The 18623-nt window shown below is 70.3% G+C and carries 21 protein-coding genes and 2 tRNA genes; 9 read left to right on the top strand and 14 right to left on the bottom strand.

The annotated features are described in order from the left end of the window. Nucleotides 1-8 precede the first annotated feature (8 nt). Entirely contained in the window at nt 9-1703 is a 1695-nt protein-coding gene (locus ACZ7OU_RS08580) for an HsdM family class I SAM-dependent methyltransferase (protein ID WP_470254661.1), read from the bottom strand. 77 nt (nt 1704-1780) lie between these two features. On the opposite strand from ACZ7OU_RS08580, the gene ACZ7OU_RS08575 reads away from it, so the two are divergent. The 6 genes from ACZ7OU_RS08575 to ACZ7OU_RS08550 all read left to right on the top strand — a co-directional run bounded on the left by ACZ7OU_RS08575 (nt 1781) and on the right by ACZ7OU_RS08550 (nt 6875). Continuing rightward, complete coding sequence (locus ACZ7OU_RS08575) at nt 1781-2545, top strand: PP2C family protein-serine/threonine phosphatase (protein ID WP_470254660.1); 765 nt, start codon at nt 1781-1783, stop codon at nt 2543-2545. 46 nt (nt 2546-2591) lie between these two features. Continuing rightward, a tRNA-Ser gene (locus tag ACZ7OU_RS08570) sits at nt 2592-2676 on the top strand. 521 nt (nt 2677-3197) lie between these two features. After that, a complete protein-coding gene (locus ACZ7OU_RS08565) occupies nt 3198-3458 on the top strand; it encodes a hypothetical protein (protein ID WP_003056176.1) in 261 nt (86 codons plus the stop codon). Nucleotides 3459-3462: 4 nt separating this feature from the next. Then, complete coding sequence (locus ACZ7OU_RS08560) at nt 3463-3708, top strand: hypothetical protein (protein WP_125308449.1); 246 nt, start codon at nt 3463-3465, stop codon at nt 3706-3708. Nucleotides 3709-3741: 33 nt separating this feature from the next. Beyond that, nucleotides 3742-6471 carry an FtsK/SpoIIIE domain-containing protein gene (locus tag ACZ7OU_RS08555; RefSeq protein ID WP_470254659.1) on the top strand — a complete coding sequence of 910 codons (2730 nt, stop codon included), beginning with the start codon at nt 3742-3744 and terminating at the stop codon, nt 6469-6471. Further along, complete coding sequence (locus ACZ7OU_RS08550) at nt 6468-6875, top strand: hypothetical protein (protein ID WP_470240557.1); 408 nt, start codon at nt 6468-6470, stop codon at nt 6873-6875. Before ACZ7OU_RS08555 ends, ACZ7OU_RS08550 begins: the two co-directional genes overlap by 4 nt. Here the strand turns inward: ACZ7OU_RS08550 and ACZ7OU_RS08545 are convergent. From ACZ7OU_RS08545 to ACZ7OU_RS08520, 6 genes are all read right to left on the bottom strand, one after another. Then, complete coding sequence (locus ACZ7OU_RS08545; protein ID WP_470254658.1) at nt 6872-7237, bottom strand: YbaB/EbfC family DNA-binding protein; 366 nt, start codon at nt 7235-7237, stop codon at nt 6872-6874. The two genes, ACZ7OU_RS08550 and ACZ7OU_RS08545, sit on opposite strands and share 4 nt — an antisense overlap. Further along, entirely contained in the window at nt 7234-7554 is a 321-nt protein-coding gene (locus tag ACZ7OU_RS08540) for a hypothetical protein (RefSeq protein ID WP_470254657.1), read from the bottom strand. Before ACZ7OU_RS08540 ends, ACZ7OU_RS08545 begins: the two co-directional genes overlap by 4 nt. A 5-nt stretch (nt 7555-7559) precedes the next feature. Beyond that, nucleotides 7560-8129, bottom strand: coding sequence for a hypothetical protein (locus tag ACZ7OU_RS08535; RefSeq protein ID WP_470254656.1), 570 nt, complete (start codon nt 8127-8129; stop codon nt 7560-7562). Continuing rightward, nucleotides 8129-9310, bottom strand: coding sequence for a WXG100 family type VII secretion target (locus tag ACZ7OU_RS08530; RefSeq protein WP_470254655.1), 1182 nt, complete (start codon nt 9308-9310; stop codon nt 8129-8131). The genes ACZ7OU_RS08535 and ACZ7OU_RS08530 overlap by 1 nt, the downstream gene beginning before the upstream one ends. Next, complete coding sequence (locus ACZ7OU_RS08525) at nt 9307-9831, bottom strand: hypothetical protein (RefSeq protein ID WP_470254654.1); 525 nt, start codon at nt 9829-9831, stop codon at nt 9307-9309. Before ACZ7OU_RS08525 ends, ACZ7OU_RS08530 begins: the two co-directional genes overlap by 4 nt. Nucleotides 9832-9967: 136 nt before the next feature. Further along, nucleotides 9968-12445, bottom strand: coding sequence for an endonuclease/exonuclease/phosphatase family protein (locus ACZ7OU_RS08520; protein WP_470254653.1), 2478 nt, complete (start codon nt 12443-12445; stop codon nt 9968-9970). Nucleotides 12446-12571: 126 nt separating this feature from the next. Between ACZ7OU_RS08520 and ACZ7OU_RS08515 the strand changes: the two genes are divergently transcribed. After that, the gene (locus ACZ7OU_RS08515; RefSeq protein ID WP_470254652.1) at nt 12572-13510 is read left to right on the top strand and encodes a CapA family protein; all 939 of its coding nucleotides are present in this window, start codon (nt 12572-12574) and stop codon (nt 13508-13510) included. Nucleotides 13511-13803: 293 nt separating this feature from the next. On the opposite strand, the gene ACZ7OU_RS08510 is transcribed toward ACZ7OU_RS08515, so the two are convergent. Together ACZ7OU_RS08510 and ACZ7OU_RS08505 are read right to left on the bottom strand one after the other, a co-directional pair. Continuing rightward, nucleotides 13804-14250: a limonene-1,2-epoxide hydrolase family protein gene (locus ACZ7OU_RS08510; protein ID WP_470240550.1), complete on the bottom strand. Its 447-nt coding sequence runs from the start codon at nt 14248-14250 to the stop codon at nt 13804-13806. A 16-nt stretch (nt 14251-14266) separates the two neighbouring features. Next, complete coding sequence (locus ACZ7OU_RS08505; protein WP_470254651.1) at nt 14267-15187, bottom strand: TauD/TfdA dioxygenase family protein; 921 nt, start codon at nt 15185-15187, stop codon at nt 14267-14269. Between the two features lie 321 nt (nt 15188-15508). Between ACZ7OU_RS08505 and ACZ7OU_RS08500 the strand changes: the two genes are divergently transcribed. Together ACZ7OU_RS08500 and ACZ7OU_RS08495 are read left to right on the top strand one after the other, a co-directional pair. Beyond that, entirely contained in the window at nt 15509-15820 is a 312-nt protein-coding gene (locus ACZ7OU_RS08500) for a hypothetical protein (protein WP_470240548.1), read from the top strand. Further along, complete coding sequence (locus ACZ7OU_RS08495) at nt 15817-16389, top strand: hypothetical protein (RefSeq protein WP_470254650.1); 573 nt, start codon at nt 15817-15819, stop codon at nt 16387-16389. The genes ACZ7OU_RS08500 and ACZ7OU_RS08495 overlap by 4 nt, the downstream gene beginning before the upstream one ends. On the opposite strand, the gene ACZ7OU_RS08490 is transcribed toward ACZ7OU_RS08495, so the two are convergent. The 5 genes from ACZ7OU_RS08490 to ACZ7OU_RS08470 all read right to left on the bottom strand — a co-directional run bounded on the left by ACZ7OU_RS08490 (nt 16382) and on the right by ACZ7OU_RS08470 (nt 18617). Beyond that, nucleotides 16382-17149: an SDR family oxidoreductase gene (locus ACZ7OU_RS08490; RefSeq protein ID WP_470254649.1), complete on the bottom strand. Its 768-nt coding sequence runs from the start codon at nt 17147-17149 to the stop codon at nt 16382-16384. The two genes, ACZ7OU_RS08495 and ACZ7OU_RS08490, sit on opposite strands and share 8 nt — an antisense overlap. A gap of 166 nt (nt 17150-17315) precedes the next feature. After that, a tRNA-Ser gene (locus ACZ7OU_RS08485) sits at nt 17316-17403 on the bottom strand. 33 nt (nt 17404-17436) lie between these two features. Then, nucleotides 17437-17652 carry a CsbD family protein gene (locus ACZ7OU_RS08480; RefSeq protein WP_470254648.1) on the bottom strand — a complete coding sequence of 72 codons (216 nt, stop codon included), beginning with the start codon at nt 17650-17652 and terminating at the stop codon, nt 17437-17439. A 30-nt stretch (nt 17653-17682) separates the two neighbouring features. Beyond that, on the bottom strand, nt 17683-18111 hold the full coding sequence (locus tag ACZ7OU_RS08475; protein ID WP_470254647.1) for a nucleoside deaminase: 429 nt from the start codon (nt 18109-18111) through the stop codon (nt 17683-17685). A gap of 23 nt (nt 18112-18134) precedes the next feature. Next, nucleotides 18135-18617, bottom strand: a complete 483-nt coding sequence (locus ACZ7OU_RS08470; RefSeq protein WP_230863018.1) for a tRNA adenosine deaminase-associated protein — start codon at nt 18615-18617, stop codon at nt 18135-18137. Nucleotides 18618-18623: the final 6 nt, after the last annotated feature.

The following is an 18623-nucleotide window of genomic DNA, read 5'->3' as shown; positions in this document are numbered from 1 at the left end:
CCGTTCCCCTATCCGCCTCCTGGGCGGAGCCGTCCTTCGACAAGTCCAGCGAAGCCTAGCCTCACCAGCTCACGGCCCGTTTCCGCCGTCTCGCGCAGGACGGCGTCGAATTCCGCCAGGTTCCGGAAGACCCGGCCGTACTCGCGCTGGACGTCGTTCGGGACGCGCGGGATCCGCACGCGCCGCCCGTCGATCCGGGTCGACGCGGACGCGGCGGGCAGGTCGGCCGCGCGCAGGCAGCCGGCCAGGAAGTCCGCGTCCAGCCGATCCGGGTCGACGCGGTACACCGTAAGCCCCGGACCAACCGCCTCCGGTGGTCCACTGTGGACGTACGCGATCCCGGTCACGGACGCGACCACGTCACCGTCGTCGGCCGTCGGGTGCTCGGCGTCGGCGCGGGCCGCGTGCCGGACCTCGACCACCCCGGCCTTGACCAGCTCGCCGATCGTCGTGAACGCCGGTTCTCCGTCGGCGGCTTCGAGGGGCGGCAGCCGCGGCGCCAGTTCGGCGAACCGGCTCCGCACGGCCTGGAACGCCTGGCCGACGTCCTCGTCGCGGCCACGGCGCCGGGCCGGCGTGAGGTCGACGTCGTCGTCGAGCAGGTCGATGATCCGGACGCCGGACTCGGGGTGCTCGCGGAACTCCTGCCACATTTCGTCCACAGTGGACAGATCGTCGCCCGCCTCCGCCAGCAGCACGGTGGACGGTGGGCGCTGCCCGGGCTCCGGCCGCCGCAGCAGCCAGAGGTCGGGACCGGCCGGCGTCAGCGTGACGACCGCGCGGACCGCGCCCGCCCGCAGCAGGTTGCCGCGGATGCGCTTGCCGCTGCGCCGCCCGGCCGCCGCGCCCGGCATCAGGATCGCCACCGCACCACCGGGTTCGACGTGGGCGAGGCAGTGCTGCACCCACGCGAGCTCGGGCTCACCGCGCGGCGGCAGGCCGTACTCCCAGCGCGCGTCGCCGACGAGCTCGTCGTGGCCCCAGGCCCGTTCGTTGAACGGCGGGTCGCACAGCACGGCTTCGGCCGTCCGGCCGGCGAAGGCGTCTTCGCGCAGGGCGTCGACCGCGTAGACCTCGGTTTCGATGCCGCGCAGCCGCAGGCGCGACGTCGCGATCGACGCCGTCATCGGGTCGCTGTCCTGCCCCAGCACGGTTTTCGCGCCGCTCGCCAGCGCGAGCGCGCCGAAGCCACACGCGGGGTCGAGGATCGCCGAGACCGGGCCGGCGAGCCGGGCCATCAGCTCGGCGACCGGCTCCGGCGTGGCCGACAACCGCCGCGAATGCGCCTCGAAGTAACGGCGGCACAACAGTTCGAACGACTCGACCGGCCCGGCCCGGTGCGTCATCTCGCTGAGCAGGGTGATCAGCTCGGGGTCGTCGAGCCTGCTGTCGAAGGTGTCGAGGATCCCGGCCTGGAAGGCGAAGAAGGCGCCCGCGCGGCTCACGCGCTCGGCGAGGTCGAGGTCGTCGCCCAGTGCACGCAACCGCTGCCACGCGCGTTCGCCCGCGGACAGCTCGAACTTCTTGCCGCGGGCGCGGAACCAGCCGGTGACGGCGGACAGGCCGAACAACGGGCTCGACGCCGTGCCGCCGACGGGCGGCGGGAAGTCCGGGTAACGACGGCGCCAGTTGCTCACCGCCGCCCGGCCGACCCCGGCGAGGCGCGCGATGTCGGCCGCGCTGACCGTGGCGTCGTCGTCCATGGCGGGAACTCTATCGGAGAGTGCTCCATTCAGCCGAGTTGCTTGTGAACTCAGTCAACCAATGCTTTCATGGGTGCATGACACACGATCGGTACGTCCTCCGGTACGCCGCGGGGTCGGACGTCGGCAAGCGACGCCAGGTCAACGAGGACTCGCTGTACGCGAGTTCCCGCCTGCTCGCCGTCGCCGACGGCATCGGTGGCCAGCCGCACGGCGAAGTCGCCAGCGCGACCGCGGTCGACGTGCTGCGCGAGCTCGACGTCGACCTCCGGCGGATGGACCTCACGGACGTCGACCTGGCCGCGACACTGGCCGGCGTGGTCAAGTCGATCGACGAAAGACTGACGGAGGTCGCCTCGAACGAGCCGACCACCGCGGGCATGGGCACGACGCTGACGGTCCTGATGTTCGACGGCGTCGAGTTCGCGGCGGCCCACATCGGCGACTCCCGCGGGTACCTGCTGCGCGAAGGCGACCTGCGGCGCCTGACCCGCGACCACACGCTCGTGCAGGCCCTGGTCGAGGACGGCCGGGTCGCGGCCGAGGACGCGGCCACGCACCCGCGGCGGTCGCTGCTGATGAAGGCCCTGCAGACGACGGGCTCCAGCGACCCCGACATCTGGACGTTCAAGGCGAAGCCGGGCGACCGCTACCTGCTCTGTTCGGACGGACTGAGCGGCCCGGTGACCGAAGCCACCATGCGCGACATCCTGGCGGCGATCCCCGAGCCGGCCGACGTGATCCCGGAGCTGATCCGCCTGGCCAACGAAGGCGGCGGCCCGGACAACATCACGTGCGTGGTGGCCGACGTCGTCGCGGCACCGCCGGCCGCCAACGGCTGAGACCCACCTTCAGGTCCCGGGACGGCCATCCGGTATCGTCTCCTGCGGAGGATTGGCCGAGCGGCCTAAGGCGCACGCTTGGAAAGCGTGTTGGGTTCACGCCCTCGCAGGTTCGAATCCTGTATCCTCCGCACTTGAACAGGCGAAACGCCGGGCCGCGCGCCCGGCGTTTCGTCGTTCCGGCCCGGAAGTCCGTGGCCTGTCCCGAATCCGGCTCGCACGAGCACTTGCCCGTGCGGATGCGGCCGCGCCGCTCGTCCGGGCCCCCGCTGCCCGAAATGTGAAATGTCTTTCGAGCGATTGCCGGACAAATCTGTTCGTCCACAGGGAGTTACGAGCAGGGCTGAGCGCAGCCCGTTGCTCCGGTCGCGCTAGTCTCACCCCAACCCGAGCCCGACGCTTCCAGAAAGGCCAGCAGTGGCACGAAAACCGCTCTGACCTGGGGTAGCGCTGGCCAGCGACTTCAGTGTGCGAGATCCGTGCCAGGTCAACCCCGGCACGCACCGTGATCGGCCCGGCCCCGGACGTCCCACGTCCGGGGCCTTGCTGATTCCAAGCCCGTGATCACTCCGCACAATCAGATGATCACGCTGAGTCGTTGGATCTGTTTCAATAGATATCCGCCCCCGTACGACCGAGGAGTAGAGGCCCGATGGCCGGAGTCGAAGAGATCCGCGCTGGCATCGCGCTCGCCAATGAAAAGGCGTCCGCGAGCATCGCCGCCCTGCAGCAGGCAGCGCAGTCTCTCGAAGAAGCCCAGCAGTCGCTCGCACAAGCGACGCAAGGCAGCAGCCAGCACGAAGTGAGCCAGGCGCACGGGTTGCTGGCGGAGGCTCTGCAAGGCATCAACGGATTGCAGAGCACGGTTCAAGCAAGCATTTCCTCCGCCGACTCCTACTCGGCGCGTCTCTAGCCGGATGACGCTTGCCGAACTCCACCAGCTGCTCACCGCCGTCGTGGCCGGGCTCGCCGACGCGCGCGCCCACTCCGAGCGGGCCACAAGCCTGCTCGGGGAAGCCCGGCAAGCACTCGTGGACGCCCAGGCCAAGGCCGATCCCTGGCTGCCTTCGCAGTACGCGCAGGCCGGCGAGGGGCTGGACCAGCTCCTCGTCCGGCTGGCCGCTGCCGAAGATCTGGTGAGCGGATACCGGTCGCGCCTGTAATCCTTTTGGGGACACCTTTTCTTGGGGACGCCGATGGCCAACAAGTCAGCCGAGCAACGCAACCGGGTCGAAACCGCCCTCGACCGGGTCCGCCACCAGATCGGGCTGGTCCTGGGTGCGGCGGCCGGGGCGCGCCAAGCCGCGGAGGCCGACCTCGCCAAACTCGAGCTGGAGCGCGACATCGTCCGCGTCGGCATGAACCACGCGAGTGCCGAGCAGCAGAACGAGTGGTCCCGGCACCCCGCCGCGCACGAAGTGTTCGGCGGGCTCGGCAGCGTGCGAAGCGCTTTCTACACCGACTGGGGCAACGGACCCACGACGCTGCGCGAACTCGTCTCGCAGAACTCACCCGGCGCGGCCGGGCTGCCGCCGGGTGACTGGCTCGGGCGCGTCGGCCACAACGCCGGCATCACCTCGCCCGGCCTGTGGCGCGTCGGCTCCGCGACGGCCGCCGGCGGCGACGCCACCCGCACGTTCGACGTCGCGGTCCCGCTGCTCGACGAGTCGCACCTGGCGATCACGTCGGCGCCGAAGACGCGCCCGACCATCGACGGCATCGTGCAGAACCTGCTGATCCGCGTGCTTTCGACGTTCGAACCCGGCGCGGTGCGCGTGCACCTGTGGGACATCGGGCAGCTGACCGCGATCCTGCCCGACCTCTACCCGCTGAGCCGCACGAGCGCGCTTTCCCTGTACGACCCGGGCCGGCTCGAGGACCTCCTCGACGAGCTGGCCGGGCACATCCGCCGCATCCACGCGACCGGCATGCAGGCGGGGCACACGTCGCTGCGGGAGCTGCGCATCGACCGGCAGGAGCGGGTCGAGCCGTTCCGCATCGTCGTGTTGTACGGCAACGGCGAAACCCTCGAGCCGGAGCGCGCCCGCGACCTCAAGCGTGTCGCGAGTGGAGCGCTGGCCGCCGGGATCTGCCTGATCATGATCGACGTGCCGACCGCCGTGAGCGCGTCGGTCGAGACGCTCAGCCTGATCGACGACCGGCAGGCGATCAGCAGCATGACCGGCACCGACCTGGTCGTCACCCTCGATCCGCCGATGCCGTCCGGGCAGGTCATCCGCGCCGCCGACCGGATCGCTGCCGCGCTGATCGCCAAGCAGGGCGGGCCGCGGTCGTTCGACGACCTGATGCCGACCGAGATCGGGCAGGAGAGCTCGGCCCGGGAGCTGCGCGCGCCGGTCGGGTTCTTCGAGGGCGAGCCGGTCGAGGTCGTCATCGGCGACGCGAGCCCGCACGCCCTGATCGGCGGACCGTCCGGTTCGGGCAAGACGAACTTCCTGTACGCGCTGCTCGGCAGTCTCGCGGCGCGGTACACACCGGACGAGCTGGCGCTGTACCTGCTGGACTTCAAGGAAGGCGTCTCGTTCGCCGGGCTGGCGCCGGGGCGCAAGGACGCGAGCTGGCTGCCGCACGCGCGGCTCGTCGGCGTCAACGTCAACACCGACCGCGAGTTCGGCCTGGCGCTGCTGCGGTACCTGGCCGACGAGCTGCGGCGCCGGTCCGCGGCCGCGAAGGAGCACGAGGTCACGAACCTCGCCGACCTCCGCGAAGCCGACCCCGGCGGGCACTGGCCGCGGATCGTGGCGGTGATCGACGAGTTCCAGTACCTGTTCGCGGGCCGCGACCAGGTGACAGCAACGGCCACGCAGCTGCTGGAGGACATCGCGCGGCGCGGCCGGTCACAGGGCATCCACATGGTGCTGGCCAGCCAGGACGTCGCCGGCATCGAGGCGTTCTGGGGCAAGCCGGCGGTGTTCGAGCAGTGCACGCTGCGCATCGCGATGCCGAAGGCGCGGCGCGTGCTGGCCGAGACGAACAATGCGGCGGTGTCGGCCCCGAAGTGGCACGGGGTGATCAACCACGACTCCGGCGTCGCGCACGGCAACCAGCTGGCCCACATCCCGGACGCGAGCAGCAAGAACGTGTTCGTCAAGCTGCAGCACCGGTTGTGGGAGGAGTACCAGGGCCGGTTCCCGCGGCCGCGGCTGTTCGACGGCGCGCATTCGCCGATCCTGGAACAGTTCCCGGCGTACCTGGACCTGAAGCCGAGCTCGCGGCCGCGGGCGCTGCTGGGCCAGTCGATCGACGTCACCGAGGCCGCGTGCGGCGTGGAGCTGCCGCGGGCGCCGGGCCGCAACGTCGCGGTGCTCGGCTCGGCCACCGCCGAAGCGTTGTCCATCATGGACTCGGCGGCACGCTCGCTGTCGAAGCAGTACGAGCCCGGCGAAATCGAGTTCGTGCTGAGCTGCCCGATCGAGGCCTGCGCCCCGGCGGCGCTGGAGCTGACCGAGCGGCTGCGCGCCGACGGCCACGCGGCCACGCTGGTGGAAGACCTGACCGGCGTGCTGGAGTCGATGACCGGCGCGCTGTCCGGCGGCGCGAAAGTCCTGCTCCTGTACGGGGTCGACGCCGCGCTGCCGACGTTGGAGGTCAAGGCCGTCGGGCAGCTGAAGAGCGGCCTCGACCATCTGCGGATGGTGCTGAAGCAGGGCCCGAGCCACGGCGTCCACACGATCGGCTGGTGGCGCAGCATCGCCCGGTTGAAGGACACGCTGGGCTTCGCGGGCACCGACGACATCGGCACGTGGGCGGCGCTCGACGTCCAGGGCAACGAGCTGGCGCCGTTCGCGGCGGGCCAGGTGGTGCACTGGTCACCACGTCCGGGCCGCGCGTTGTTCTTCGACCGCACGACCCACGGCGCCCCCGAAGTGATCATCCCGTTCCAGCGTCCGGAGAACGCATTGTGACCGACGACGGCGCCACCGCGGCCATGCGGTACAAGGAAATCATCGCCCTTTCCCGCGGCTCGGCGGAGAACCTGCGCGCCTGGGAGCTGGCGCGCGCCGAGGAGCTGGCCGGGCAGATCGAGGAAGCCCAGAACGCCATCGAGACGGCGAAGGAGCGCGAGGCTCGCGCGGCCGAGCGCGCGACCCGCTGGTGGAAGATGGCGCTGCACAACATCCAGGGCCTGCTCTGGCTGGACCCGGGCGACGAGCCCCGCCCGGTCCTGACGGCGCGCCCGGCGTATCTGGAGCGGTACCTCGAGGAGGTCAAGCCCAGTTACCAGGAGCTGGTCCAGGCGGTGCTGGCCCTGGGCTGGCGCGCCAAGCGAGCGGCTTCGAAGCGCGGCGAGCAGCCGCCGCCGGTCTAGACATCGAAGACCGTGTCGTAGGGCTCGTCGTCGACCGCCGGGGCCGGCTTGCGTTGCGGCGCTTGCCTGACCGGCAGCTTCTCGCCGAGCTGTCCGGTCGCGACGACCGCCTCCCGGACGACGGCGGTGATGGTCCGGCTGAGCGTGACGGCGTCGAGGCGCATGGCTTCGGGCGCGAGCCGCACTTCGCTGACGACACCGCCGGGCCCGGCGAGCACGGTGACGGACCGATCCGGCGAGGTGACGGTGGTGTCATTGCTCCCGGCGATGCCCGCGAGGAGGCGCTGGTTCTCGGCCTTGCGGTCGTCGATCTGCTTGAGCTGCCACCGCATTTCCTCGATCAGCCGCGCGTTGTCGCTCATGCCACCCTCCCGGGCTGGTACGGGGTGTACACGAATTCGTAGTACTTCAAGTGCCGGTGGACGATCAGGCTGTACCCGCGACTACGTGCGACCCAGGCGAGGTCGTCGATGGCGAGACCGTTTTCGATCATCCGGATGTAGACCTGCTGCCGGCCGTTCAGTTCGGCGGCCAGCTTCGCCATCTGTTTTTTGCGCGGCTTCATCGATCGAGCCGCACGAACGACGGTGAGCGTCAGACCTCCGACGGCCACCGCGCCGAACAGCGCGAGGGTCAGCCAATCCGTCGCCGATCGACTGGAGCCGGCCGCCAGCACCATTTCACTCACGTCGTCTCCTCGCTGCGGAGACTCCAAGCGACCTTCGCCGTCGCCTCGGCGACCGCGGGCCAGGCGTCTTCGGACTCCGCCACCACCGAAAGGATCACCACGGACCGGCCGTTCGGCAGCGGGATCTGGTACTCCGCCTTGATCTGGGTGCGGACGTCGTCGTCGGGCAGGTGGAACTCGCCGCCGCTGAAGGCCACGATGGCCGGGCCGATCGGGAGCCGAACCGGCTGCACCGCCGCGAGCTTGTGCCGGCTCCGGTACTGCTCGGCCAGCGCCGCCACCAGGGCGTCTCGGTTGCCGGGCGCGGTCTCCGGCCACTGGGCGACGCCGAGCGTCAAGGTCGCGACGTCACCCTTGCGCCGGCCGACGGCGAACTTGCCGAAGACGCGGATGCCGTTCGCCCGCATCGCCGGGACGAGCGCCATCAGGTAGCTGCCGAACTCCTCGACGGACGTCCCGGACGCCAGGCTTTCGGCGATGGTCCAGGCGTGGCCGCGGTTCATCTTGTCGTCGGTGCCCACCGGCATCCCGGCGAACCCGGGAGGCAGGTCGATCTGCAGCGGCATCAGCCCCACACCTCGTCTTCCGCCCGCTCCCGCCGACGCGCCGGCGCGTCGTCGGCCTGTGCGCCGGCCCTGGCGGCGTTCCACAACGCGACGCCCGCCGGAGAAACCCCGGCCGCGAACACTTGGTTCGCGTCCTTCGGAACCCAGTAGCTCTTGAGGTCGTCGAGGGGGCTTTCGAAGTCGCCGCCGCCGAACAACTCGCCGAGGGCCTGCTCGTGGAGAAGGCCGTAAGTGCCGACCTTGGCCACCCAGTCCGGCACGCCGGGCGCGAGACCGATCAGGGTGCTGACGACCCCGGCCGCATCGAAGGTCAGCGTCTCGGGCGCGACATCGGCTCCCGCAGACGCGGCGGTGGCGTGCCCGGCCAGCGCGATCAACCCCAGCTCGGCGCCGACGGCACCGACGACCGTCCCAGCCGGATCCGGCACGCAGTCCCCGACCAAGCCGAGCAGGTTGCCGACGTCACCGGCCACATCCGACACCTTGCTGATCACCTCCGCGTGGTCCTGGACGAAGTCCCACGCCTGGTCGACCGAGTCGGCCAGGACGTTGCCCAAGTCGACAAATGCCCCGCCGACGGCGTCGGTCAGCTGGTCGAGGACGTCCGGCTCCTCCGGGGCAAGCTCCTTCGCCTTCCGCAGTGCCTCCGCGACCTGGGCCGCTGCCGCCGTGTGCTCCTGTTCGAGCTGCTTCGCCGCATCCTGGATGTTCTGGCAGCCGTCGATGGCGGACTGGAGTTGCCGGCCGGCGTCGTCCAGCAGGCGCTGGGCGATCTGCAGCGACGGCTGGTCCGGGAACGTCCGGTCGGCCAGGGCCAAGTCCGGGTTCGCGCGCGCCTGCTCCGCCGCTTTGGCGGCCGCAGCCGCGCGGGCCTCCAGGTCGGACGCACGTTTCTGCAGGTCACCGAGGTCGCGGGACCAGCCTTCGAGCGCGTCCGCGGCCTGGCCCATCGACTTGGCCGCACCCTCGAGGTACTGCGGCAACGGGCCGATGCGCCGGGAGAAGGCATCGCTCGCTTCGCCCTGCCAGATGCCCTGCTTGCGGACGATCTGCCGGAGCGAGTCGTCGGCCTCGGTCAGGTCGCTGCTCACGGCCCGGTACTTGCCCGCCAGGTCGGTGATGCCGTCGAGGTCGCCGGGCACCGGGTCGAAACCCAGAGCCGGGAAGTCGCGGGCGCTCATCGGTCAAGGCCGTTCAGGATGTCGGCGATACCGCCGGTGGCGCCGCCGCCGACCATGCCACCGCCCGGCTCGGCCAAGTCGCCGATTCCGCCACCGGTCGGCCGGCCCTCGTGACCGGCCAGGTCGTTGATGCCGGGCACGCCGCCCGTGACCCCACCGCCGACCTTGCCATCGCGCCCAGCCAGGTCACCGAAGCCCGGCACCCCGGGACTGGCGCCCATCACCGTCGAGCCGAACTTCTTCAGCTCGCCGCCGAACTCCGCTTCGATCTGCTCGTACTTCTGCTTCGCCTGCTTCAGCCGCTCAGTAATGTCCGAAGCCGCCTCACCGAGCCGCCCGATCCCGTAGCCCCACGCCTCCTCGAAGGAGACCCCCGCCTGGCCCAGCTCGGCCGTCCCCAACGACCCGAACGCTCCGCCGCCGCCCAGCTTCCTGTTCGCGTCGGCCATCCGGCCCGCTGCCGTGTCGAGGTCACCGATGAGCTTGCCCAGCTCGTCGGCCTTCACCGCGTATCCGTCCACGCCACCCTCCCCTGTGGTCCCGTCACCAGTAAAGACGGCGGCGAACGCGCTGCGGTTTCCCTGTCACCCGATGGTGTGGCACAAAGAAAAAGGCCACCACCGGACGGCGCCCGGTGGTGGCCTTGAACAGTGAGACTTACGGGAAGTACTTGCCCAGCACCTGCTCCAGGTAGTCGAGCAGGTCGTACAGCGCGTCCTGGATGGCGTTGCCGGTGCTCGGCCGGAACCGGATCACCTGCGGGTCGTGGTCGCTGGCCTGGTCGGCGAACTCCGCGTTGATGTGGACGACGTCGTAGTCCACCCCGCGCGGCGCCTTCGACGCCAGGATGTGGTCCAGCACCTGCGACTGGCCCTCGAACACGTAGCTGTACCGCTCCGCCTCGGGCACCGACGCAATCAGGTCCTTCAGCGCGCCACCGGCGGTGAGCGTCTGGACCGCGGGCGAGAACGGGTAGTCGTTCAGGTCGCCCGCCACGACGATGTTGGCGCTCTTGTCGGCCGCCAGCAACGAATCGACGAACCCGCGCAGCACCGTGGCCTGCTTCGCCCGCTGCACCTCGGAACTGCGCACCGGCGGCTGGAACCGGCCGTGCGTCGGCTGGTCGCCGCCCTTGGAGTTGAAGTGGTTGGCGATGACGAACACCGTGCGGCCCTTGAAGACGAACTCGCCGGCCAGCGGCTTCCGGCTGGCCTCCCAGGCTTCGTTGGCCGGGTCGACGCGGCCCGGCGACGCCGTCAGGTGCGCCTTCCCGTGGTCACGGACGACGCCCACCGCCGACGTCGACGTCCCACCTGGCTTGTCCACAAAGGACACGCGCGCCGGGTTGAACAGGAACGCCACCCGGATGTTGCCGCCCGGCTGGCCGCCGTCCTGGTCGTTCACCGGGTCGATCGAACGCCACTGGTAGCGCGGGCCGCCCTTGGCGACGATGGCGTCGGTGAACTTCTGCAGCGTCTGGTCCGCCGCCACCGTGCCGTCGTCGGTCGCGCCCGTGTTGTCCTGGATCTCTTCCAGGTTCACGATGTCCGGCGTCGCCAGGTGCGTCACGATCGCCTCGCCGAGCCGGTCGTACTTCGCCTGCGGGTCACCCGGGGCCAGGTTCTCGACGTTGTACGTCGCGACGGCGAGCTCGCCCGAACGCTGCTTGCGCGTGGTCTCGCCCTGCAGCCCGTTGTCCTTTTCGGTGCCGAGCACGCTGGCGAACAGCGTGTAGCCACCGAAGTTGCTGTACTCGACCGGGCCCGACGACGTGCCGGTCAGCAAGTCACCGACGTTGAGCTTCGGGAACGGCCGCTGGTCGAACGGGATCAGCGAGGACACCTTGAGCACGCCGCTGTTCAACTGGTCGTAACCCAGGTAGACGCTGCCGCCGCGAACCGACTTGTGCTGGTCCGGCTTGGTCGTCACGTACAGCTCGTTGAACGAGTTCGACGGGCCCACGACGCGGGCGTCGCTGACCGAAACGATCTCGCTCTCGTGCGACTCCCAGAAGTCCAGCGCGTACTTCGCCGGCTCCAGCGGGAGCGCCTCGATGTTCCCGCCCGGCGACGGCGCGTACGTCGTCGGCACGGTGTCGGGGTTGAGCACGGTCGGCGCCGGCAGCGCGTTCCCGTGCGAGCCGACCGTCCACTGTGCACTGCCCAGCTCGGTGAGCGACTGGTAGTTCGACGTCGCCGGCGCGTCCGGGTAGAACTCGCGGACGGTGCCGGCCGCGGTCACCGCGTCGCCGACCGCGACGGCCGGGCTGGTCGAGCCGGTGAACACGAACAGGCCCTCGCTGGTGCGCGGGTCGTTGTCCGGGTTCGGGTCGGTGATCCAGAAGCCGCGCACCGAGCCGAACGTCCTGGTCGCGGTGACGACGCCGGTGACGTCGCTGACCTTCTTGTCCTTGAACGGCGAAATGCGCGTGGTGCCCTGGATTTCGTGGATCTTCGCCGGGGTGCCCGGGTCGCCGGGAGTACCGCCGCCGGTCGTCTCGCCCTTGGTGTTGGTCGGCGTCGGGTCGCCGACGGTGAAGTCGGTGGCGTTGTCGTCGGTGTCCACCAGGGACGCGCCGCGCGCGACGGACGTCGCGTTGGCCGGCGCGGCCGTCGGGGCGCCTTCGCGCACGGTCGCCGTGCCGAACCCGACGAGGTCCTTGATCCTCGGGTCGGCGGCGCAGTCCGCGGCGGTCTTGCAGGTCAGCGCGGTCGTCCCGGAGACGAGGGCGATCGTGCCCGCGGTCGCGGACATCGCGATCGTGCCGGTGGCGTCCGGCGTCGGCAGCGGGACGGTTCCCCCGGAACCCTTGCCCTCGGCCACCAGGTAACGCCCGCCCGGCGCGACGCTGCCGGCCAGCTGCGTCACCTGCCAGGTGCTGGATGCGCTCGGCGAGCCGGGCAGGTACTGGACGCTGAAGCCGTCGACGCTCGTGGCGGCAGTACCGTGGTTGGCGAGCTCGACGAAGTCGTTGGTCAACGTGGCGCCGGAGTTGCCGCCACCGCCGTAGACCTCGGCGATGACCGCGTCGGCGCTCGGTGCCGCGAAGGCGGCCGGTGCGGCCACTCCGCCGAGCACCAAACCGGACGCGACGGCCACCGTCAGCGCGGTCTTGGCTCTGTGGGTCTTGATCACCCTGAGTCCCCTTTGTGCTTGAACAGTCGTGGCATAGTCCCCCGAACAGATGAGGAGGAGGAAGACAAAGGTGCAACGATTCGTAACAACTACTTTCGTCGTCACTCTTTCGGCAGAGCAGGTTTTGTGATCACGCTGGTACTCGGCGGAGACGTCAACGTTCAGGGCCGCGCGAAGCCGTCGACGGCGTTCGAACGGCTGGAACCGCTGCTCAAGGGCGCCGATGTCCGGTTCGCGAACCTCGAGGGTCCCCTCGACGCGGCGATGGCCGAAGCGCTGACGTCGGGCGGCATCGACGTCGTCTCGTGCGCCAACGACCTCACCGTGCCGGCCACCCTCCCGGTCCTCGACCAGGCCGGGATCGCGCACTGCGGCGCGGGCCCGGACCTCGCCGCCGCGCACGCACCCGCGGTGCTCGAACGGGCCGGGGAGAAGGTCGCCTTCCTCGCTTACACGTCGCTTCGCCCCTACGGCTCGCATCTGGACTTTCCCGGCGTCGCGCAAGCGTTTGCGACCACGGCCTACCAGCCCGATCCGCGCGTCGCGGAGATCCCGGGCCGCCCGCCGCTGGTGCGCACGTCGCCGGTGCCCGAACACCTCGACCGGCTGGTCGCCGACGTCAAGCAGGCCAAGGCGGCCCACGACCACGTCGTCGTCTCGATGCACTGGGGCCTGCCGGGCCCAGAACTGGCCGAGTACCAGGTCACCTACGGCCGCGCCGTGATCGACGCCGGCGCCGACCTGGTGGCGGGGCACGGGCCGCACACGATCCAGGCCGTCGAGGTCCACCGCGGCCGCCCGATCCTCTACAGCCTCGGCAACCTCGTCTTCGACTGGCCGGCGATGCGCGGCCGGTACGTCGACGGGCTGCTGGCCGGCTGCATGTTCGGCGACGAACCCCGGCTCGAGCTGATCCCGGTGCGGCGTGACGCCGACAACGAGTGCGTACCGCTCGCCGGGGACGAAGCGGGCAAAGTCCTGCAGTACGTCGCGGATCTCTCGGCTCGGCGCTCGACGTCCGTCTCCATCCGGGACGGAATAGCATCGGTAAGCGTTGGCACGTAACTGATCGCGTGCGAGCTGTTACAGGACGCGGTGCGACTGTCACCCATCCGGCGCATCTGCCTTAAATGCTCCCTAAGACCCGGAACAACCCGCGTGAAGCGGCGGTACGGTCTGCGTGAGCCGCCGGAAAAGTGGCACAGACCACTTTTAGACAGCTCTCGACCGGCACGAACACGCGGGGGAGGGAGAACCATCATGTGGGGGCTGATTGTTCTCAGTTGCGTGTTCGTGCTGGTGCTGGGGATAGCCGCGGTCGTGGACCTTCGGGACCACGACCGCGGCGAACACCGCGTCTAGCGCACTGCCTGCTTCGCCTTGTAGCGGCCGATAAGCGTGCGCGCGCCGGCGAGTGCGACCCGCCCAGCACCCTTCGCGCTCGCGGCCAGGACCGTCGTCCAGTCGAAGTAGTCGCGCCACAGCACGATCCGGCCGGCTTCGACCTCGAACGTGCCGCACACCCAGAACTCCGCTTCCCACGCGCCGCGGCGCAGCACGTCGGTGCGTTCGGTGAGCACGACGTTGCCGTCCGAGGCGATGTGGTGCGTCCGCGCCTCGAACCCGGAGCCGAACCGGGCCATCAGCCGCAGCTGTTTTTCGACCGCCGCGACGCCGCGGGCGGGCGGCAACGGCACGTTCTGGTACACGATGTCGCTCGCCGCGAACGTCAGCGCGCGGTCGATGTCGAGGTCTTCGAGGGCCTTCAGGAAACCGGTCACCACTGCCTGGGGTTCATCGGTCATGCCCCCAGGCTAAGGGTCAGAACGGCCGGTCGCCCGCGATGGCGACGCGCTCCGCGATCCGGACGTGCGGGTGGTAGTCGTTGACCGCGTAGTGCTGCGTGGCGCGGTTGTCCCAGAAGGCCACCGAGTTCGGCCGCCAGCCGAACCGGACCTGGAACTCGGGCGTGTGGGCCTGCAGGAAGAGGTAGCGCAGCAGCCGGTCGCTCTCGGCGCGGTCCATCCCGACGATGTGCGTGGTGAACGCCTGGTTGACGAACAGGGTGCGCCGCCCGGTCTCCGGGTGCGTCCGGACCACCGGGTGCTCGACCGGCGGGAACTCGTCCTGCCACTGCGCGAGGAGCGCGGGATCGGAGAACCGGTCGAAGCCGGGGAGGTAGTCGTGGACCGCGGTGAGCCCGTCGATGCGGGCGCGGACGTCCTCGGGCAGGTTGTCGTAGGCGGCGGCCATGTCGGCCCACATCGTGTCGCCGCCGACGGGCGGCACCTGGATCAGCCGCAGCACCGAGCCGAGCGCCGGGTTGGGCCGCCAGGTGACGTCGACATGCCAGATGTTCTCGTAGCCGGGCATGGCGGCGGTGCGCTCGAAGCGCGTGACAGCGTCGTCATCGCCCTTGGGGATGAACGGGTTGGTCTCCAGCTCGCCCCAGTTCGCGGCGAACGCGCGTTGCTGCGCGGACGTGATGTCCTGGTCGCGGAAGAAGATCACCTTCCACTCGAGCAGGGCGCGGTTGAGCTCTTCGCGCAGCTCGGCGGTGACGGGGCGGCGGAGGTCGACGCCGTCGATCTCCGCGCCGATCACCCGGCCGAGCGGGCGGATCCGGAAGAGTTCGTACGGTTCGCTCTCGCTCCGGTGCAGGACGCGCGGGCCCTCGAGGAGGCCGTCGGGGGGTGCGATGGCCTCCCGCAGCTGAATCCGGGCAGGCAGCTCTACGGACATGGTTGTGCTCCAAGGGTTTTCGGAGGGTTCGGACGCCGGGCTCGCGTCAGGCAGGGGGCGAGCCCAGGCGGCCGCGGCGCAGCAGGAGCTCCACGGTGCCTTCCCCGACCGACCGCTTGGAGGCGCGGCCGTGCCACCGGACAGGCGTGCTTTCCGAGGTGGCGGGCATGTGCTCATGGTGTTCTTCCTCCCGCCCTGCGGTCAAGACGTCCACTTGGTGGAACGCGGTCAACGCCGCAGGTCACCGCGATGCGGGCGGCTCGGGAGCATGAGGCAAGATCTTCCACGATCGGGTGAGCGCCCTTGACGACGGAGGTCACGATGCCGGAAGGCAGAGGCTCGCGGATCGACCCGGACCGGCTACGCATCGCCGCCGACCAGCTGGACCAGGCGACGGCCGCCGACGACAAGGCGGCGGGCAGGTTCGCCGAAGCCCGCGTCGACTCGACGCCGTTCGGCATCTCGGCACAGGCTCGCGAGCTGGCGGCGCGCTGGTCGGCCGCGCTCGCCGCCCGCGAAGCGGACGCGCGCGTCCTCGGCGACGCGACGTCCGATCTCGCCGGCCGGCTGCGCATGGCGGCGGAGAGCACCCGGAGCACCGGCTTCCGGGGGCGGATCGCGGTGGCACCGTGACGTCTCCGGTGTTCGAACACCCGGCGTTGACCTCGGCGGCGGCCCAGCTGGCGTCCTTGCGCGCGGCTGCGGGCCGCATCGGCGCCCCGGACCCGGTCGCGGCCCTGCGCCACCTGGACTGTTCACCGTCGTCGATCAGCGCGTCGGCTTCGGCGGTCGACGCGGGCGCGTCCCTGGTGACGTCGGCCTCCGCGGAGTTCCGCGATGGCGTCGAGCAAGGCGAAGGCGGCGGCAGCGCGGAGACGTTCGGCATCTGGGCGGACACAGTGGACGCCCAGTACGGAGCGGCCGCCCGCGCGGCGGCGGCCACCGCGGCGCTGGGCGTCCGGATCGCTTCCGAGCTGGACGCGTTGGCGGTATCGGCGTCCGCGGAGGTGTCCGCCCTGGCTTCCGCCGCTTCGGCATCGGTGGCAGCGGTCCTGGCGGACGACCGGTCCCCCGAGGTGGTGAGCACGGTCAGCACGACGTGCGCGGCGGTCGTCCGGACGGTTTCCGCGAAGATCGCGCTGCTGTCCTCGCTGCTGGCGGAACTGGAACCGTTGACGGCGCCGGCGGTCCAGCTCAGCTGAACCGTTCCCGGGCCCAGTCTTCGAAGCTCCTCGCCGGATGGCCGGTGACGGTGGGGACGTCCAGCGAAATGGGCTCCGGATCGTCGACAAGGGACGCCCAGTAGGGCAGGGCGCTCCTCGCGAATTCCTCGCCCAGTTGCTTTCTTGCTTCTTCTTCGGGCTGCTCTTCCCACTTCGCAGGGATTCCCAGAGCTTGTCCGATGATCGTCACCTGGTCCGCCTGGCTCAGGGCTTCCGGTCCGGTGACGAGGTAGATCTGCTTCGCATGGTCTTCCGTGAACGCCTTGATCGCCATGTCGGCGACGTCTTTTTCGTGGACGAGGGAGCGTTTGGCTTGCCCGTAGGGTGCCCGGACTTTGCCGGTTTTCGCTTGCTCCACCCAGCCGAGAGTGTTGGTGGCGAGGCCGGTGATGCGGAGGAAGGTCCAGTCGTCGGTGACGTTTTTGATGACGTCTTCGACGTCGGCCCAGAAACCACCGTCTTCGGCGGCTGCCGATGAGACGTAGACGATCTTCTTGTCTTTGAAGGGTTTTAGGGCTTTGTCGATACCTTCGGCGGAGTAGAAGGGCCAGACGAAGTAAACGGCGTCGACTCCCTCGGCGGCTTCGGCCGGGTCGGCGATGTCGCCTTGGATGACCTCGCCTTGCTGCGCCTTCGCCGGGTCGCGAACGAGGACCCTGACGTCAGCGCCTCGGTCGAGCAGACCCCGGACGACGTGGCGGCCGGTGTTGCCGGTGGCCCCGGTGACGAGGACCTTCATGGTGCGCTCCTTGGTGATCAGCAGGTTCCCACCACGGTCACACTTCAAGAGCCCTTCAAGTCAAGCAGTGCGGTCTGTACCGCGTCGGCGAGCGAAGGCACTACCGGTGTCGGGTCAACGCAAAAACGCCCGGCAACCTCAGTGAGGCTGCCGGGCGTTTCGAGAGCGGTGGCGGTGGGATTTGAACCCACGGACGGGGATTAGCCGTCACACGATTTCGAGTCGTGCTCCTTCGGCCGCTCGGACACGCCACCGCCGAGAACAATACCGGAGGGCACCCGCGCCCATCACAAGGGGTCGGCGCCCCGGTCGCCGCGGCGCCTGACCTGCGCGTCTCGCACCAGGCCGCGGGCCTTCGAACGCAGGTCGTGGGCCACTTCGGCCACCTGGGCGCGACGGCGCTGCATGCGTCCGGAAGCCTCCATGCGCCGGTTGCCCGTCGCCTTCCCGAGCTTCGAACGGGCGCCGCCGACTGCCTGCTGGACCTTGTCCTTCATAGTCATGCCCAGTGGGTACCCACCGGGCCACGAAGGTCAGCGCCGCGTGGCGAAATACGTCTCCAGGATGGATGCGCACTCCGCCGAAAGGATGCCTCCGTGGACCTCCGGGCGGTGGTTGAGACGGCGGTCGCGGACCACGTCCCACAGCGACCCGACCGCGCCCGTCTTGGGCTCCCACGCCCCGAACACCAGCCGTGAGATCCGGGCCAGCACCAGCGCGCCCGCGCACATCGTGCACGGCTCCAGCGTCACCGCCAGCGTGCAGCCCTCCAGGCGCCAGCCGTCGCCCACCACGCCCGCCGCCGCGCGGAGCGCGAGGATCTCCGCGTGGGCCGTCGGGTCGCCCAGCTCCACGCGGGCGTTGCGGGCCGCCGCCAGGGGCTTCCCGTCGGGGTCGAACACGACCGCCCCGATCGGCACGTCCGAGCCGGGAGCCCGCGCCGCTTCCAGCGCGGCCTCCACGGCCTCGGTGTCGGACGGCCGTCTCAGAGCTCGTCCAGGAGCTTGGCGAACTCGCTGCCGAACCCGCAGCGCTGCGCCACCATCTGCAGCTGCTCGTCCGGGTACAGGTCGACCTCGCCGACGATGACCTCCAGCTCCGGCCCGGGCAGCCCGAGGTCCGCCAGCAGCCCGAGATCACCCTCGGGCCAGACGGAGTCGTCCTCTTCGTCCGGTGGGTCGACGCGCAGGACGTCGAGGACGTCCGCCGCGATGTCGTAGTCCAGTGCCGCCGCCGCGTCCGAGAGGAGCAACGAGGGCCCCCGCGGGCTCGGCCGGACGATGACGAAGAACTCGTCGTCGACCGCCAGCAGCCCGAAGGACGCACCGGTGGAACGTAGTTTGCCCAGTTCAGTGATCGCTGCGTCCAGCTCGGTCAGCGCCCCCGGGTCGAGCGCACTGCACCGCCACCGACCGTCTTCCCGGACCACGGCTACCGCGAAGCCCGTGACCGGCTCATCCACCGCCATGCGCAC

Source organism: Amycolatopsis sp. NPDC114505 (assembly GCF_055633615.1).
This window is presented reverse-complemented; position numbering and strand designations above follow the sequence as displayed.